Origin of the sequence: Corynebacterium hansenii (genome assembly GCF_030408795.1) — a bacterium.
Lineage (GTDB): Bacteria > Actinomycetota > Actinomycetes > Mycobacteriales > Mycobacteriaceae > Corynebacterium > Corynebacterium hansenii.
The window spans coordinates 675,973-691,965 of sequence record NZ_CP047211.1 but is presented as its reverse complement, the minus strand read 5'-3'; the positions used below and the strand labels follow the sequence as shown (position 1 = coordinate 691,965).

The window sequence follows — 15,993 nt, the reverse complement described above, 5'->3', positions numbered from 1 at the left end:
CCCCGCCCCCTGACGCAAACCCACCCCGAATGCGCAGTCCCACCCCCTGTAACGGGTGGGTATGCGCATTCGGGGTGGGTTGACCACGCAGGATGCGCGGGGCGACCACCCGGCGTCGTGGACTACCGCCCCTGTGGGCTCAGTGGGCGATGCCCGGATTGAGATTCTTTTTCGCGCCGGCATATGCCGCATGCGCGGCGAGGACGAGTCCGGCGCAGACGACGGTCATGGCCAGGAAGCCGCTCCACGCGGCACCGCCGAGGACGAGGAGCATCCAGCTGCCGAGCCCCGGGCCCATCGCGATACCCACCGCCTGGAATGCGGCCAGGCGCCCCTGGGATCGGGACTGCGCGGCCTTCGGGGACAGCTCGGCGACGTAGGTGTTGGACATGGGCGCGAAGATGCACTCGCCCAGCGAGAACAGCAGCCACCCGACGATGACGAGCGCGGGCACCTCGGCGAAACCCACCGCCATGGCGACACCGGCGCCCATGATGGTGGTCCCGACGGCGAGCGCGATGCTCGCGGGCATGCGTTTGGTGAAGTGGCTCAGCGGGTACTCGACGGCGATGACGAACACCGGATTGATGATCAGCAGCAGGGCGTAGAGCCGCACGCCATTCGGCTCGGACTCCAGGCGCAGCGGCACCGCGCTCTGGTGCTGCGCGTACACCACCATGGCCAAGCCCATGGCCACGTAAACGAGTAAAAGCGCCGCGCGCAGTCGCGGGGTGGGCGCGGAGGGCTCGCCGTCGCCGTGCCCGGCAGCGGCCTCCGTAGATTCGCCCCCGTCGGTGTCCGTGCGCCGCGACCGGATCCCCGCGAGCAGGATCACCGGCACCAACACCGAGCCGATCGCGGAGAACCAGAAGAGCATGTCGAACCGGTCCCTCCCCAGAAAGCCGACGAGCGCCGGGGCGACGATGGCGCCCACGTTGATGAAGATCCGGTAGAAAGCGAACCTGGTGACGCGGTCCCGCCCCTCGGACGACTCCGCCACCACCGCCATCGACGGGCCATAGAAGACTTGCGACGCCAACGCGCTCATGGCCGCGATGCCCACGACCCATAAGGTCAGGGAATGGTCGATGATGGCGAGTACCGCGAACAGACCGGCGTTGACCAGGGAACTGGCCACCAGCACCGCGGTCTTGCCGAACCTGTCGGCGAGCCGTCCGCCCAGCAGCGAACCGGACACGCCGGCGACGCCCAACACCGACAATGAGAGGACCACAGTCTCGGGGGACATGCCGGTCCCGGTGAAGAAGATGGCGGCGAAAAGCGTGAGGAACCCGGTGGCGCGGTTGATGAACGTGGCGATGGACAGGGCCCAGATGTCCCCGCCGATACGACGGCGGTCGGTCACCGGTCAGCCTTTCGGGGATGTGCCGCGCTGCCATGACCGCGGTGGTGGGTGGGCATGGTCGCTTCGCCTTTCGGGCCGATGATGCCGGACTGCTTCCGGAGGTGAAAGCTATCACCGGCACCCCTCCGGCGGCGGGGTTTTCCCCGTTTCCCGGCTCGCCCCCTACAACCCCGCGCGGTCGGCGGCGGCGCCGGCGTAGGCGATCAGCCCGTCGACCATCTCGGCGGTCGGGGCGCCGGTGGGGGCTTCGTTGGCGGGCATGTCGCGGACGCGGCGGACCACGCCCTCGGCGATGATCGCGACCTTCCATAGGCCCAGCACCCGCCAGTACTCCAGGGCGGCGCGATCGCGGCCCGTCGCCGCCAGGTAGCGGTCGGCGAGTTCGTCGCCGGTGGGGAACCCCTCCTCCAGGGCGGCGGCGAAGCCTGGCAGCACCAGGCCGTCGCGTTCGGGCCAGTAGGCCAGCAGCATGCCGACGTCGGCCAGCGGATCGCCGAGCGTCGCCAGCTCCCAGTCGACGACGGCCTTGATTTCACCGGTTTCCGGATCGCACATGACGTTGCCCAGGTGGAGGTCGCCGTGGACGAGGACGGTCGCGTCCTGCTCGGGCACGCCGTCCCACAGCCGCCGGGTCAGGTCGTCGAGCGCGGCCGAATCCCGCGTCCGCGTCTTCTCCCACTGCCCCGACCACCGCCGCAGCTGCCGCGGCGCGTAGGGGTCGTGCGACGCCAGCCCGTCCAGCCCCACCTCGGCCAGGTCGACGGCGTGGATGGCGGCCATCGCGTCGACGAGCCCCTCCCCGACCGCTCGGCGGGCCGCCGCCGGCATCTCCTCGGCGATGGCCGGCGACGTTACCGCGGTGCCGTCGACCAGCTCCATCGCAACGACGGGCACTTCGGCGACGTCCGGTTCGGAGCGCACGCCCAGGATCGCGGGCACGGGGACGCCGGTGCCGGCGAGCGCCGCCATGATGCGCCCCTCCCGGGCGACGTCATGGGCCGACGATGCCAGGGAGCCCATCGGGGGCCGCCTGACGACGACCACGTGCCCCTCCGCATCGCGCGCCAGGTAGGTCAGATTCGATTGCCCCGCACCGAGGCGCTCCAGCCGGACGGGTCCGCGGGTCGCGCCGGGCAAGGTGTCCAGCCACTCGGCCAGCCGGGCCTCGTCGAAGGGGGTGACGTCGCCGTCGTGGTTCGTTCCGGTTCCCGCGTTCATCGATTCTCGCCTTTCTCCGTTGCCGCCTCCGCCGCGCGGTGGCTTCCCCCTCCACGGTATCGGCGGAGTTCGCCGCGCGCGATGGTCATCAGGTGCACCTCATCCGGCCCGTCGGCCAGGCGAAGTGCGCGCAGCCCCGCCCAGAAGTGCGCCAGCGGCAGATCGTCGGTGACGCCTTCGCCGCCGTGGAGCTGGATCGCCTCGTCGACGATGCGCAGCGCGGCGTTCGGGGCGGCGACCTTGATCGCGGCGATCTCCTGTCGCGCCGCCTTGTTTCCGGCCTCGTCCATGAGCCACGCCGTCTTCAGCGTCAGCAGCCGCACCATCTCGATGTCGATGCGGGCCCGGGCGATGCGGTCGCGAACGTTGTCGCGTTCGGCCAGACGAACACCGAAGGTCGACCGCTCCAACGCGCGGCGGCACGTCAGCTCCAGCGCCCGCTCGGCCATGCCGATCGCCCGCATGCAGTGGTGGATGCGCCCCGGGCCGAGCCGGTCCTGCGCGATGCGGAATCCGCCGCCCTCTTCGCCGAGCACGTCGGAATCCGGGACGAACACGTCGTCGAAAAGCACCTCCGCGTGCCCCTCGCGGTCGTGGAACCCAAAGACCGGCAGGTCCCGAACCACGGTCACGCCCGGCGCGTCGGCGGGCACGACCAGCATCGACTGCTGCCGGTGCGGCTCCACGTCCGGGGAAGTCTTGCCCATGACTATGAGCACCCGCAGGTTCGGGTGCATGCCGTTGGAGGTGAACCACTTGCGGCCGTTCAGGCGAAATCCACCGTCGACGCGGTCCATGCGCATGGCCACGTTGGTGGCGTCCGACGAGGCCACGCCGGGTTCGGTCATGCAGAACGCCGAACGGATCTTGCCCTCCAGCAGCGGCTCCAACCAGCGGCGGCGGTGCTCCTCGGTTCCGTAGAGCTCAAGGATCTCCATGTTGCCGGTGTCGGGGGCGCTGCAGTTGCAGGCCTCCGGGGCGATGTGGGGGCTGCGGCCCATGATCTCGGCCAGCGGCGCGTATTCGGCGTTGGTCAGGCCCGGCCCGCGGCCGGGGTGCGGGTGGAAGAGGTTCCACAGGCCGCGGGCCTTCGCCTCGGCCTTGAGCTCTTCCATCGCCGCCGGGTGGTGGTGCGGGTCGCCGGAGGCGCGCACCTGCTCGGCGATCGTCGCCTCGGCGGGGTACACGCACTCGTCCATGAACGCCTCGAGGCGGCGACGGTACTCGCGGGCGCGGTCGGTTTCGCGGAAGTCCATCGTCCGTCCTACATCAACGCTGTGCCGACGAGTTGGCCGCCGTCGACCACGATGTCCGAGCCCGTCATCCACCGGGCGCCGTCGCCGGCGAGGAAGCAGATGACGTCGGCGACGTCGTCGGGCTCGCCGATGCGGCCCAGCGGGGTCATGCCGGCGACGGCGGCCTCATGCTCGCGCCACAGCGCCTCGGCGAGTTTGGTGCGCACCACGCCCGGAGACACGGAATTGACGCGGACGGCGGGCCCCAGTTCGCGGGAGAGTTGCCTGGTCACGTGCAGCAGCGCTGCTTTGGATGCGTTGTAGGCGCCGAGCCCGTCCTCCACGGTCCACGCGCCGATGGACGCGACGTTGACCACCGCCGCGCCGGGCCTTTCGCCGAGGCCGTGCGCGACGGCGGCTCGGATCCAGTTCATGGGCGCCAGCGCGTTGATGGCGAACGTCTTCTCCAGCGCCGAGCGCTCCTGCTCGATGACGGGGCCGTAGGCGGGGTTTGTGCCGGCGTTGTTGACCAGCACGTCGATTCCCCCGAGTTCCGACCGCACCCGCGCGCACGCGTCGTCCGCGGCGCCGGGCTCCCCCGCATGGGCGGCGAGCCCGATGACGGTGCCGCCCGTGGCGCGGGCGAGATCGGCCGCGGCCGCTTCGGCTGCGTCGGCCTTGCGCGAGGTGATGGCCACCTTCGCGCCCGCCTCGGCAAGCATTCGCGCGGTGGCGTTGCCGATACCCCGCGTACCGCCGGTGACCAGCGCCACCTTCCCCTTGAAATCGTGGGTGACCATTGCCGTGTCCTTTCCTCGGCGCGCCCCGGGTGGGTGCCTTCGGACGACAGCCTAAGTTGAATCGTGATTCAAATCACGGTTTCGGCTGCTTTTCGACGCCCACGTCCCCGCCCTCCGGCGCCTCGAGCCCGAGCGACGCCCACCAGACGCGGTTGACCGTGGCCAGGATCCGCTCGAGGGTTTCATCGTCGTCGGGGTACGAACCGTTCACCCACGCCGCATAGGAGAGGCGCGAGACCATCGCCGACAGCGCCGCGGCCATCATCGGCACGTCCACGTCGGCGTCGATTGCGCCGTCGTCGCGAAGCACGTCCAGCGCGCGCGCATTGCGGGCGACGAAGTCGCGGGCCCGCCGCACGCGCAGCTCCCGGAAACCCGGATGCACCTGCGACACCTGCTCCAGCAGCGCCATGACCCGCGCATTGCGGCGGTAGGCCTCCAAGTACGCGCGGTTGGCCACGGCGATCCGCTCGGCCGGCGTGCCCCCTCCGCCATTTCCCCGCCGGATGGCGCGGGCGTGGCGCATCTCCTCCTCGGCCCCGCGCAGGACCGCCTCGAGCAGGTCGTCGCGGTCGCGGAAATACGTGTACAGCGTGCCGACGGAACAGCCGGCCTCTTCGGCCACGACCGTCAGCTTCGCGCCGGGATAACCGTCGCGCACGAACACCGTCCGCGCGGCGGCGAGGATCGTCGCCCGCCGCTCATCGGCCTTCGCCATCGCCTCTCCTTTCACCACCGCACTGCCACCGTCCGTACCGGCGCCGTACCGCCGTCGTCCCGCCGCCACGTTCCCGGTCGAAAACCTGGTTCCTGAATCGGGGTTCAGTTACGATCGCCCGACAAGGACGATTGTGACCCATCACACATCGTCCGCGCCCGCGGCCCACGCCGCAACCAGAGCCCACACGGAGGAACAATGCCGCAGAGCAGCCCGAACCCCGACGTCATCATCCCCGACGAATCTATCTTCGATTACATTTTCGGCGACATCGCCCCCGAATTCGCCGACAAGCCCGCCATCGTCGACTCCGGCGCGGCCACCACGTACTCCGAGCTGAAGTCGATGATCGAGGCCTTCGCCGGCGCGCTCGCCCACCGCGGGATCGGCAAGGGGGACGTCGTGGCCCTGCACTGCCCGAACTCCACCACCTTCGCCGTGGCGTTCCACGGCATCCTCCGCGCCAACGCGACGGTCACGACGGTGGCCACGCTCGCCACCGCGGAAGACGTCGCCAAGCAGCTCAAGGCGTCGGGGGCGAAGATGATCCTGACCACCTCCGCCATCGGCTGGGCCGGCACCCACGGTGCCGAGAACGCCGGCTTCTCCGAGGACCAGGTGATCGGACTGACCGGCGTCCACGGCATCGCCGAACTGATCGCCGAGGGCCACGCCGCCCCCGAACAGGACATCGACCCGTCGCGCGACGTCGCGGTGATCCCGTTCTCCTCCGGCACCACCGGCGTGCCCAAGGGCGTCATGCTCTCGCACACGAACCTCGTTGCCAACATGGCGCAGGTCGTCGACCTGACGCCGTCGATCCTCGGCTCCGACACCGTCGCCATCACGCCGCTGCCGTTCTTCCACATCTACGGCATGAACGCGCTGCTCAACCTGCTGCTGCGCCTGCGCGCCACCCAATACACGATGGCGAAGTTCGACCTCGGCGACTTCCTGGAACTCATCCAGGACCACAAGGCGACCTTCGCGTTCATCGCCCCGCCGATCGCCGTCGGCCTGGCCAAGCACCCCGCCGTCGACGCCTACGACACCTCCTCGCTGCGGACCATGCTCTCCGGCGCCGCGTCGCTCCAGGCCGATCTGGCCGCGCAGGTGGAAAAGCGCCTCGGCTGCGTCATGGCGCAGGGCTACGGCATGACCGAGATGTCGCCGGTGTCTCACCTGCGGGTCGGCCACGATTCGCCGCTGGATTCCATCGGCCCGGCGGTGTGCAACACGGAGTTCAAGATCGTCGACGTCGCCGACGACGACCTCCCCGAGATCCCCCGGCCCGCCGAAGGCCGTTCGCGGTCCGGCGAACTCTGGGTCCGCGGCCCCCAGGTCATGCTCGGCTACCTCAACAACGAGGAGGCCACCGCCGAAACCATCGTCGACGGCTGGCTGCGCACCGGCGACATGGCGGAAATCGACGCCAACGGCGACGTCTTCATCGTCGACAGGCTCAAGGAGCTGATCAAGTACAAGGGCTACCAGGTCGCGCCGGCCGAGCTGGAAGCCGTCCTGCTGGAGCACCCGGCCATCGCCGACGCCGCGTGCTCGGGCATCATCGGCCGCGACGGCGAGGAGATCCCCAAGGCCTACGTCGTCCCGCAGCCGGACTCCGGCCTGACCGCCGACGACGTCATCGAGTTCGTGGAGCAGCGCGTCGCCCCGTACAAGAAGGTCCGCGCCGTGGAGTTCCTCGAGGCCATCCCGAAGTCCGCGACGGGCAAGATCCTGCGCAAGGACCTCAAGGCGATGGAAGCGGCCCGCGCCTGAACCACCGCGCCCAGATCACCGCGCCTGGCCTCGCGAGTAGCGCCCGCCCGTGACCAGCACCGTCGCGGCGCCGGGTGCTATTTCGGTGAAACCGGCGTCGCGGACGACGACGTCGGCGCCTTCCGCACCCTGCACGGCATCGAGGCCGCCGTCGATTTCCCGCACCCGCAGCGGAAAGCCGTCGCGGGCCCACGCCCACGCGGCCTCCGTGCCGAGCACCGCGGCCAGCAGCATCGACCCGTGGCCGACCTGCGCCGCGGCCTTGCCCACCGTCATGCCCAGGTCCGCGTCGACCCAGATGATCGGCGCGTCCGCGTCACCGGTGTCCGCGGCGGGCTGATCCGACGGCGGCAGGTCGGTTCCCCCGATCTGGAGCTTTGCGACGACCGCGTCCTCCTCCCCCACCGGCCCCGGCGTCAGCGCCCGGGCCGAAGCGCCGCCGATCGTCGCCGTGACCCCGGGCAGCTCCTGTACGCGGTCCCACTGGGCATTGCGCGCGCGGCGGGCGATCTTCCGGATGCGGGCGCCGTACCACGAGCGCAGATCCTGAGCGTACGGCGAAGCCGGGGCGCCGGCCGCCCGTTCGTCGAGGCAGCACGCCACGACGGCCGTCGCGGCGGCCTCCAGAAGCTCCGTGCGGTCGGGCCGGTCCTGCTTGGGGATGTGCAGGATGATCGGCATCGACCACGGCACCTCCTCGCCGGGGTCGCCCCTCATCGGCTTCGGCAGCGCCGCGTGCGCATCGGCGAACCAGTCGGGCACTCGTCCGTCGTTGAGCGCGCCGTCGTGAAGCGGCATCACTGCTCGAGCGGAACGCGGCGGAACGTGCCGTCCTCCAGGTCGGCGTGGTCGATCTCGTCGCGGGAGACGCCGAGGATGAACAGGACCTCGTCCAGGAAGGGCGTGTTCACCGACGTGTCCGCGATCTCCTTCAGCGCCGGCTTGGCGTTGAAGGCGATGCCCAGGCCGGCGACCGACAGCATGTCGATGTCGTTGGCGCCGTCGCCGACCGCGACGGTCTGGTGCATCTGCAGGCCCGACTCCTCCGCGAAGCGCTTGAGGCTGCGGGCCTTCTCCTGGCGGTCGATGACGTCGCCGATGACGCGGCCGGTGAGCTTCCCGTCGACGATCTCGAGGGTGTTGGCTCGGTAGAAGTCGAGGTCCAGTTCCTTAGCCAGCGGCTCGAGGATCTGGATGAAGCCGCCCGACACCGCGCCGGCCTTGTAGCCGAGGCGCTTGAGCGTGCGGATGGTGGTGCGGGCGCCCGGCGTCAGGACGATCGACTCCGAGACCTCCTTCAGCACCGATTCCGGCAGCCCCTCCAGTGCCTTCACGCGCTCGTGGAGGGACTCGGCGAAGTCGAGTTCGCCGCGCATGGCCCGCTCGGTGACCGCCGCGACCTCGGCTTCGCGGCCGGCGTGGGCGGCCAACATCTCGATGACCTCGCCCGTGATCAGCGTCGAGTCGACGTCGAAGCAGATCAGCCGCTTCGAGCGGCGCTGCAGACCGTCGCGTTCGATGGCGATGTCGATCTTCTGCGCCAGGGCGAGCTCGGCCAGCGCCTTGCGCACCGGGATGCCGGCGCCCGGCTTCGGGTCCGGGATGGAGACCTTCAGTTCGAGGCCCGTGACCGGGTAGTCCGCGATGCCGCGGATGGTGTCGATGTTCGCGCCATAATCCGCCAGAGTCTGGCCGATGCGCGAGATGTCCTCCGCAGTGAGCGGGTTGCCCAGCACCACGACGGCGTGCGACGAGGCATGGCGGGTCGACTCAACGCCGTCGACCGAGACTTCCACGGTCACGCCGTGCCCGCGCAGGGTGTCAGTCAGGCCGGCGGCGAGGACCTCCAGCCGATCCGGGGCGACGCCCACGAGCGCGCCGAGCGACAGCCGCGAGCGGAACAGGGACTGCTCGACGTCGAGCACCTGCGCGCCGTGTGCGGCGAGCACCCGGAAGAAGGAGGCGGAGACGCCGGGGCGGTCCGGCCCTGTGGCGGTGACCACTGCGGGGACGAGCCCCTCGGGGAGGGTCACCGTCTCCAGCGTCGGGTCGGCGGCTTCGGGGGCTGCGGGGACATCAACCTTGTTCTGCACGCCGCGATTATCCCATGTCACCGCGCGCACCTCGACTCCGGGGCCGCTGGAAGACCCTTTTCGAGCACGACGAAGGCCCCCGCCGGGAGGAACCAGCGGGGGCCTGTCTTCGTGACGCGTAGTCTAGTGCAGCTTCGTCACCTTAGAGCTGGCGGCCGACGTGAGCCTCGGCGCGCATGCGCTCGACCATGTGCGGGTAGTGCAGCTCGAACGCGGGGCGCTCGGAGCGGATGCGCGGCATGGAGGTGAAGTTGTGGCGCGGCGGCGGGCAGGAGGTCGCCCACTCGAGGGAGTTGCCGTAGCCCCACGGGTCGTCGACGGTGACGACCTCGCCGTAGCGCCAGGACTTGAACACGTTCCAGATGAACGGCAGGACCGAGACGCCCAGGATGGCGGCGCCGACCGTGGAGATCATGTTCAGGGTGGTGAAGCCGTCGGACTCGAGGTAGTCCGCGTAGCGGCGCGGCATGCCCTCGTTGCCCAGCCAGTGCTGGACCAGGAAGGTCAGGTTGAAGCCGACGAAGGTGAGCCAGAAGTGGACGTGGCCCAGCTTCTCGTCCAGCATGCGGCCGGTCATCTTCGGGAACCAGAAGTACACGCCCGAGTAGGAGGCGAACACCAGGGTGCCGAACAGGGTGTAGTGGAAGTGCGCCACCACGAAGTAGGTGTCCGAGATGTGGAAGTCCAGCGGCGGGGAGGCCAGCATGATGCCGGTCAGGCCACCGAACAGGAAGGTCACGATGAAGCCGAGGGCGAAGGTCATCGGGGTCTCGAACGTCATGTGGCCGCGCCACATGGTGCCGAGCCAGTTGAAGAACTTCACGCCGGTCGGAACCGAGATCAGGAACGTCATGAACGAGAAGAACGGCAGCAGGACCGCGCCGGTCACGAACATGTGGTGCGCCCAGACGGCCATGGACAGGCCGGCGATGGACAGGGTGGCGAAGACCATGCCCGCGTAGCCGAACAGCGGCTTGCGCGAGAACACCGGCACGACCTCGGTGATGATGCCGACGAACGGCAGCAGGAGGACGTAGACCTCGGGGTGGCCGAAGAACCAGAACAGGTGCTGCCACATGATGGCGCCGCCGTTGGCCGGGTCGTAGATGTGGCCGCCCAGCTTGCGGTCGTACAGCACGCCGAGGGCGGCGGCGGTCAGGATCGGGAAGATCAGCAGGGCCAGGATCGAGGTCACCAGGATGTTCCAGGTGAAGATCGGCATGCGGAACATGGTCATGCCCGGCGCACGGAGGCACAGGACGGTGGTGGTCATGTTGATGGCGGACACGATGGTGCCCACGCCGCCGATGCCGACGCCGACGATCCACAGGTCCGAGCCGACGCCCGGGGAGTGGATGGAGTCAGACAGCGGGGAGTACATGGTCCAACCGAAGTCGGCCGCACCGCCCGGCGTCAGGAAGCCCGACAGCATCAGGATGCCGCCGATGGTGGTCAGCCAGAAGCCGAAGGCGTTCAGACGCGGGAAGGCCACGTCCGGAGCGCCGATCTGCAGCGGCAGGATGTAGTTGGCGAAGCCCCAGACGATCGGGGTGCCGAACAGAAGCAGCATCACCGTGCCGTGCATGGTGAAGAGCTGGTTGAACTGCTCATTGGACAGGAACTGAAGGCCCGGCTGGAACAGCTCGGCGCGGATGAGCAGTGCCATGAGACCGCCCACGAAGAAGAAGGAGAAGCTCATGATGATGTACATGACGCCCAGCTTCTTGTGGTCGGTCGTGGTCAGCATCTCCCACGCCCAGCTGCCCTTACGCTCGTGCCCGAACGGCTCGGGCCGTTCCGCCGCGGCCACTTCGTGGCCGGGACGAGGCGCTACTGCAGTCATTCTTCCTCCTGACTACGCGACTCCCCGTGGTGTTCACAGGGTCGTCAAAGATTTGTTGCTGCCTAGATGTTAGAGGAGGTGGACGCGCCAATGCGAGTCCACCTCGCGCTATGTGGCCGAGTCTAACCCCGACCTGTGAAAATGTTAAGGCCTGCGATGGGGAGGGGGGTATCCCGCCATGATTGCCGGCGCCGTCGACGTTGCTGAGAATTCCCTTAAGCAGCGACGATGCCCCGAAACCATGTGATGCGGGTCGCCGGTGCACCCGTCTCCCCCACACCACCCCCGACGAAAGTTCCCGCGAATTTCGCGGATCACTCCCAGGTCGAGGTGTGACGTTCGCCTCATCGAGACCGTTCCCGTCGGGATGCGCCCACCGGGAACTGAGAGCAACCTTAGCGGAAGGGCCGTCGCGGCGCCCACTCCCCTGCGCTCCGCCTGCCGTCTGCGACACGGGATTCCGCTCCGCCCACTCGTTGGGACAGGATGGGAGCATGAACGACGAGCGGCACGCCCGCCGAAAGCCGCAGTTGCGGCCGGCGGACATCATCGACACGGCCGTCCGGCTGACCGCCCGCAAAGGACTGTACGGCTGGACCGTCCGCGACATCGCACTGGAGTCGGGTGCGTCGATGTCGTCGATCTACCACCACGTCGGCGGCAAGGACGAGATCATGCGGAAGGTCGTGGAGGAGGTTCTCTCCGGGACGCGGATGCCGCCCGGCGACGTCGACTGGCGGAAGTGGTTCACCGAAACGATGCTCTCGCTGCGGAAGCAACTCGCCCCGTATCCCGGCGTCGCCCACTGGATGATGCTGCACGGCCCCTTCTTCTCCGATTCCCTCCGGGGACTCGACGTGGCCATCGACCTCCTCGAATCGGCCGGCTTCGGCGCGGATACCGGGAAGGTCTACGGGACGATCTTCAACGCGGCGCTGAGTTCCATAGCCTTCTCGGACTTCAGGCGGGGTCACGCCGTCGACGGCTTTCCCGGGCACGAGGGCATCATCCGGGGTTTCGCGGATCATGCCCCCGACAGCCCGGGCAGCAGGGTCCTCCTGGAGACCATGGCGCCCTTCGCCCGGGACGCGGACGCCGCGGAAGCCGCCGGCGAGGAGTTCTACCGTTTCCTGCTCTCCTCCTTGCTGAACGGCATCGCCCGGACCTTGGGGCCGCAGGACTGAATCCCTCGGAACGGCATCCGGCTAATTCCTTTCAATCTCCCGCACGCGGCCGCCCTTCACCATGAGCACGCGGTCGGCGGCCGCGATCACCGTGTCGCGGTGGGCGATCATGATGACCGTCCGCCGCTCGGCTCGGTCCCGCAGCGTCCGGATGAGAGCCGCTTCGTTTTCCGCGTCGAGGGCCGAGGTGATCTCGTCGAGAAGCAAGATGGGCGCATCTTTGAGGAGGGCCCTCGCGATCGCGACCCGCTGCCTCTCCCCTCCCGACAGCCGGGAACCGCCGGGGCCGACCCGGGTGTCCCACCCGTCGGGCAGCCGCTCGATCACGTCGTCGAGGCGCGCGGCGCGCGCCGCCGCCCGGACTTCCCCGTCCGTAGCGCCCGGCCCGCCGATCCGGATGTTGTCCAGCACCGTGGCGTCGAACAGGTACACGTCCTGGAACACGAACGCCACGTTCCGCATGAGCGATTCCGTGCCGGCGTCGCGCACGTCGGCGCCGCCCACGCGGACCGCGCCCCCGTCGACGTCCCAGAAGCGCGCGATGAGGCGGGCGATGGTGGATTTGCCCGCCCCCGACGGACCGACGAGCGCGACGATGCCTCCCGATGCCACCCCGAGGTCGACCTCCCGCAGAACCGGTTCGCCCCCGCCGTAACCGAAGTCCACGCCCTCGAAGCGCACATCGTGCCCGTCGAGGGGTTCGGGCCGATCCGGCTCCGGCAATTCCGGAGCCTCGAGGATGCCGTTGACGGCCTCCATGGATTCCCTCTCCTTGAACAGCTCCAGCGAGTACTGGACCGCCAGGGTCAACGGCTCCACGCAGCGGACGGCGAGCAGGCACAGCATCGCGAACGTCGCGGCGTCGATGCGCCCGGCCGCCGCGGCCATGGCCGTCGCCGCCAGAGCAACGGCGAAACACAGTTGCGTGCCGATCTGGAACACCAGGTTCGGCCGGCCCTCCGCACGCATCCGCGCGAGTTCCGCTTCGCCGTCCTCCGCCACCGCCGCGGCGAGATGATCCCACTTCATTCCCGCCCGCCCCGAGGCCCGGAGGAGCGGTTGCAGGGCCGCGGCTTCGAGGACCGCCCCGTACATGCGCAGATCGGCCTGCTTCTCGAGGGCGTAGATCCGTTCGAGCACGCGCATCGACCAGGCGATGCAGCCCACGCCGACGGGTATGACGATGAACAGCGCGATCCCGACGAGCGGTTCGATGAACAGCGCCGCCACGGCCACGGTCAGCGGGGTGACGACGCCATTGACGAGGCCCGGCAGGACGATGGGTCCCAGATGCGAAAGTGTCTGCACGTCCTCGGCCATGGCCTTGGAGACCTTCGCCGAGCTGGAGGCGTCGAACCAGCCGAGCGCGATCCGGGTGATCTTCTCCCCGATTCGCCGCAGAAGCCGGTCGCAGATCGCGTAGACCGAGATCCGCGCCGAGCGGACCATCCCGATAACGTGCGCGGCGAAGGCCAGGACGACGCAGCCGCCGAATGCGGCCCACGCCCCGGCTCCGGCGTCGGGCCCGCCGAACAGCTGCCGCACCAGGGGGATGGCGGCCACGAAGGCCACGCCCTGCAGCACCGCGGACACCACGTACAGCGCGACGAGCGTCGCGACGCCGGTTCGGGTGCCCGCGGCCTTCTCCAGCGCCCCGAAGATGAACTGCCGCTTCGATGTCGTCCCCGCCATGGTCATCGGTCGATTCCTTCCGCGGTGCGGGCTTCCCACATCCGCCGGTACGGTCCCGGCCGGGCGAGGAGTTCGTCGTGGGTTCCTTGTTCCGCCACGCGTCCCCCTTCGATCACCGCGATGGAATCGGCGTCGGCGACGGCGGACAGTCGGTGCGTGACGGTGATGACCGTGCGCCCGGCGAAGAACCGGGCGAATTCCCCGCGGAGCAGTTCCTCGTTTTCCCGATCGAGGAATGACGTCGCCTCGTCGAGGACCAGGACCGGGGCATCCTGGAGGAAGACGCGGGCGATGCACAGCCGCTGTTGCTCGCCGCCGGAGAATTGCGCGTCGCCGGACCCCGCGATCGAGTCGTACCCATTCGGCAATTCCATGATCCGGTCGTGGATGCGCGCGGCCTTCGCCGCCGCGACGACGTCGGCGTCGGTGGCGTCCGGCCGGGCGAGCCGGATGTTGTCGCGGACCGGGATCCCCGCCAGCATGACGTCCTGGAACATGAACGAGACGTTGCGCAGCAGATCCTCTCCGCGGATCCCCGCGATGTCCCGGCCGCCGATGCGGATGCTCCCGCCGGACGGCTCCCAGAACCGGGCGAGCAGGCGCGTCACCGTGGTTTTCCCCGAGCCGGACCTCCCCACCAGCGCGACGGTGGCGCCCGCCGGCACCGTCAGGGAAAGGCCATCCAACACGAGACGGTCGTCGCCGTACCCGAACGCCACATCCTCGAACGTGATGTCGCCCGCCGCGTCGGCGCGCGTGAACGGTGCGGGGTCGGCGGGCTCGGGCAGCGCGGGTTCACCGAGGAAACGGGCGATCCTCCCCGCCGCGGCCGCGCCCAACCGGGCGCCCTGGACGAGGCTCAGCGTGCCGAAGAAGGTCTGGGGCACGCCGATTCCGACGAGCAGGAAAACGATGACGCCGAAAGGGGACGCCCATCCGAGTTCCAGGGCCACCCAGCACAACAGCAGCATCGGGCCCAGCAGCACACCGGGCAGCACGAAGCTCGTGATCACCGACATCGGCCGGATGACGACGCGGGTGCCGTCGTAGCTCGTCCGCGAGTAGCGGTCCAGGGATTCCCGGAACCGCCGCATGAAACCGCCGGTGAGGCCGTGGCTCTTGATCTCGGCGATTCCTTCCGTCAGTTCCACCGCCGCCGCGGCCAATTCGGACTGGGCATCGGCGAAGTCTTCCTGCACGTTCCCGCCGATGCGCGGCGTGACCGCCTTCGCGACGGCGGCGACGATGAGGAACACCGCGAAGTAGCCGGCCGCCAGGGGCCAACTCACGGCGAAAAGGACGGCCAGGGACACGGCGACGCCGGTGAATGCGCCCGCCGCCTCCGCCAGGACGTGGGCGACGATGGTGTGGATGGCGGCGGTGTCGTCGATGACGAGCCGGCGGATCCGCCCGGCGCCGCGGGAGCCGATCTTCCCCAGGGGAACCGCGCCGATGTGGTCCAGGATCTTCTCCCTCAGCGAGCGCCGCAGCCGGGCCTCGACGAGGTGGGCGTAACCGATGCCGCCGATGTAGAGGATTTGACGCAGAGCCAACGCCCCGATTGCCACCGCAATCGCCGTGACCGCCGCCGTGCCAATGTCCCCGCTCCCGGAGAGCAGGCGGTCGGTGACGAACGCGACCGCCAGGTACGGCACCAGGGCCACCACCGCAGACGCGCCGTTCATCACCGCGATCACCGTCAATTCGCGGCGCATGGGATGGAGCAGCCGCCCGAGATCCCGGAACGCCTCCCCTGACTCCTCCGCGTTTCCGGACCTCGGCGGGGTCTCCGTCTCCGCCCCGCCGGTTCTCACTTGCGTCATTGCCATCCTCGATTCACTTCGTCGCCAGCATCCACTGCCATTATTTGGCGTGGCTCACCTAAGTAGCGCCGGAGCAAGGTGGGGCCATGCCGCACCCGCCCAACGCCCGTCCGGCATGCGCGGAGCGTCCCGCGCACATCATTGGAACATTGCTCCAGAACCTAACACCGTCACGGCATCACGTCCATGCCCGATCTCTCCCCCGCGCCCCGCCTTCCCCCGGCGTCGGCAAGCGAAAAAGA

Annotated in this window: 12 protein-coding genes; 2 read left to right on the top strand and 10 right to left on the bottom strand. The window is 69.3% G+C overall.

Translation table 11 applies throughout. From position 1 onward, the window contains the following. Positions 1-139: 139 nt before the first annotated feature. The 5 genes from CHAN_RS03090 to CHAN_RS03070 all read right to left on the bottom strand — a co-directional run bounded on the left by CHAN_RS03090 (position 140) and on the right by CHAN_RS03070 (position 5,337). The gene (locus CHAN_RS03090) at positions 140-1,366 is read right to left on the bottom strand and encodes an MFS transporter (RefSeq protein ID WP_290291669.1); all 1,227 of its coding nucleotides are present in this window, start codon (positions 1,364-1,366) and stop codon (positions 140-142) included. Positions 1,367-1,528: 162 nt separating this feature from the next. Beyond that, complete coding sequence (locus CHAN_RS03085; protein WP_290291666.1) at positions 1,529-2,584, bottom strand: phosphotransferase family protein; 1,056 nt, start codon at positions 2,582-2,584, stop codon at positions 1,529-1,531. Further along, positions 2,581-3,840: an acyl-CoA dehydrogenase family protein gene (locus tag CHAN_RS03080; RefSeq protein WP_290291663.1), complete on the bottom strand. Its 1,260-nt coding sequence runs from the start codon at positions 3,838-3,840 to the stop codon at positions 2,581-2,583. Before CHAN_RS03080 ends, CHAN_RS03085 begins: the two co-directional genes overlap by 4 nt. 8 nt (positions 3,841-3,848) lie before the next feature. Next, positions 3,849-4,619: an SDR family oxidoreductase gene (locus CHAN_RS03075; protein WP_290291660.1), complete on the bottom strand. Its 771-nt coding sequence runs from the start codon at positions 4,617-4,619 to the stop codon at positions 3,849-3,851. A gap of 73 nt (positions 4,620-4,692) precedes the next feature. After that, positions 4,693-5,337, bottom strand: a complete 645-nt coding sequence (locus CHAN_RS03070) for a TetR/AcrR family transcriptional regulator (protein WP_290291658.1) — start codon at positions 5,335-5,337, stop codon at positions 4,693-4,695. Positions 5,338-5,535: 198 nt separating this feature from the next. On the opposite strand from CHAN_RS03070, the gene CHAN_RS03065 reads away from it, so the two are divergent. Beyond that, positions 5,536-7,116, top strand: a complete 1,581-nt coding sequence (locus tag CHAN_RS03065; RefSeq protein ID WP_290291655.1) for an AMP-binding protein — start codon at positions 5,536-5,538, stop codon at positions 7,114-7,116. Positions 7,117-7,131: 15 nt separating this feature from the next. Here CHAN_RS03065 and CHAN_RS03060 read toward each other — a convergent pair whose 3' ends face one another. The 3 genes from CHAN_RS03060 to ctaD form a co-directional block, all read right to left on the bottom strand. After that, positions 7,132-7,914 (bottom strand): peptidyl-tRNA hydrolase, encoded by a 783-nt coding sequence (locus CHAN_RS03060; RefSeq protein WP_290291653.1) that lies wholly within the window; start codon positions 7,912-7,914, stop codon positions 7,132-7,134. Further along, the gene (gene serB / locus CHAN_RS03055; RefSeq protein ID WP_048739333.1) at positions 7,914-9,209 is read right to left on the bottom strand and encodes a phosphoserine phosphatase SerB; all 1,296 of its coding nucleotides are present in this window, start codon (positions 9,207-9,209) and stop codon (positions 7,914-7,916) included. The genes CHAN_RS03060 and serB overlap by 1 nt, the downstream gene beginning before the upstream one ends. A 142-nt stretch (positions 9,210-9,351) precedes the next feature. Next, a complete protein-coding gene (gene ctaD / locus CHAN_RS03050; RefSeq protein WP_048739332.1) occupies positions 9,352-11,052 on the bottom strand; it encodes an aa3-type cytochrome oxidase subunit I in 1,701 nt (566 codons plus the stop codon). A gap of 494 nt (positions 11,053-11,546) precedes the next feature. Here ctaD and CHAN_RS03045 point away from each other — a divergent pair, with 494 nt between their 5' ends. Beyond that, positions 11,547-12,236: a TetR/AcrR family transcriptional regulator gene (locus CHAN_RS03045; RefSeq protein ID WP_290291648.1), complete on the top strand. Its 690-nt coding sequence runs from the start codon at positions 11,547-11,549 to the stop codon at positions 12,234-12,236. Positions 12,237-12,257: 21 nt separating this feature from the next. On the opposite strand, the gene CHAN_RS03040 is transcribed toward CHAN_RS03045, so the two are convergent. Continuing rightward, on the bottom strand, positions 12,258-13,934 hold the full coding sequence (locus tag CHAN_RS03040; protein ID WP_290291646.1) for an ABC transporter ATP-binding protein: 1,677 nt from the start codon (positions 13,932-13,934) through the stop codon (positions 12,258-12,260). Continuing rightward, entirely contained in the window at positions 13,931-15,751 is a 1,821-nt protein-coding gene (locus CHAN_RS03035) for an ABC transporter ATP-binding protein (RefSeq protein WP_290291643.1), read from the bottom strand. The genes CHAN_RS03040 and CHAN_RS03035 overlap by 4 nt, the downstream gene beginning before the upstream one ends. Positions 15,752-15,993: the final 242 nt, after the last annotated feature.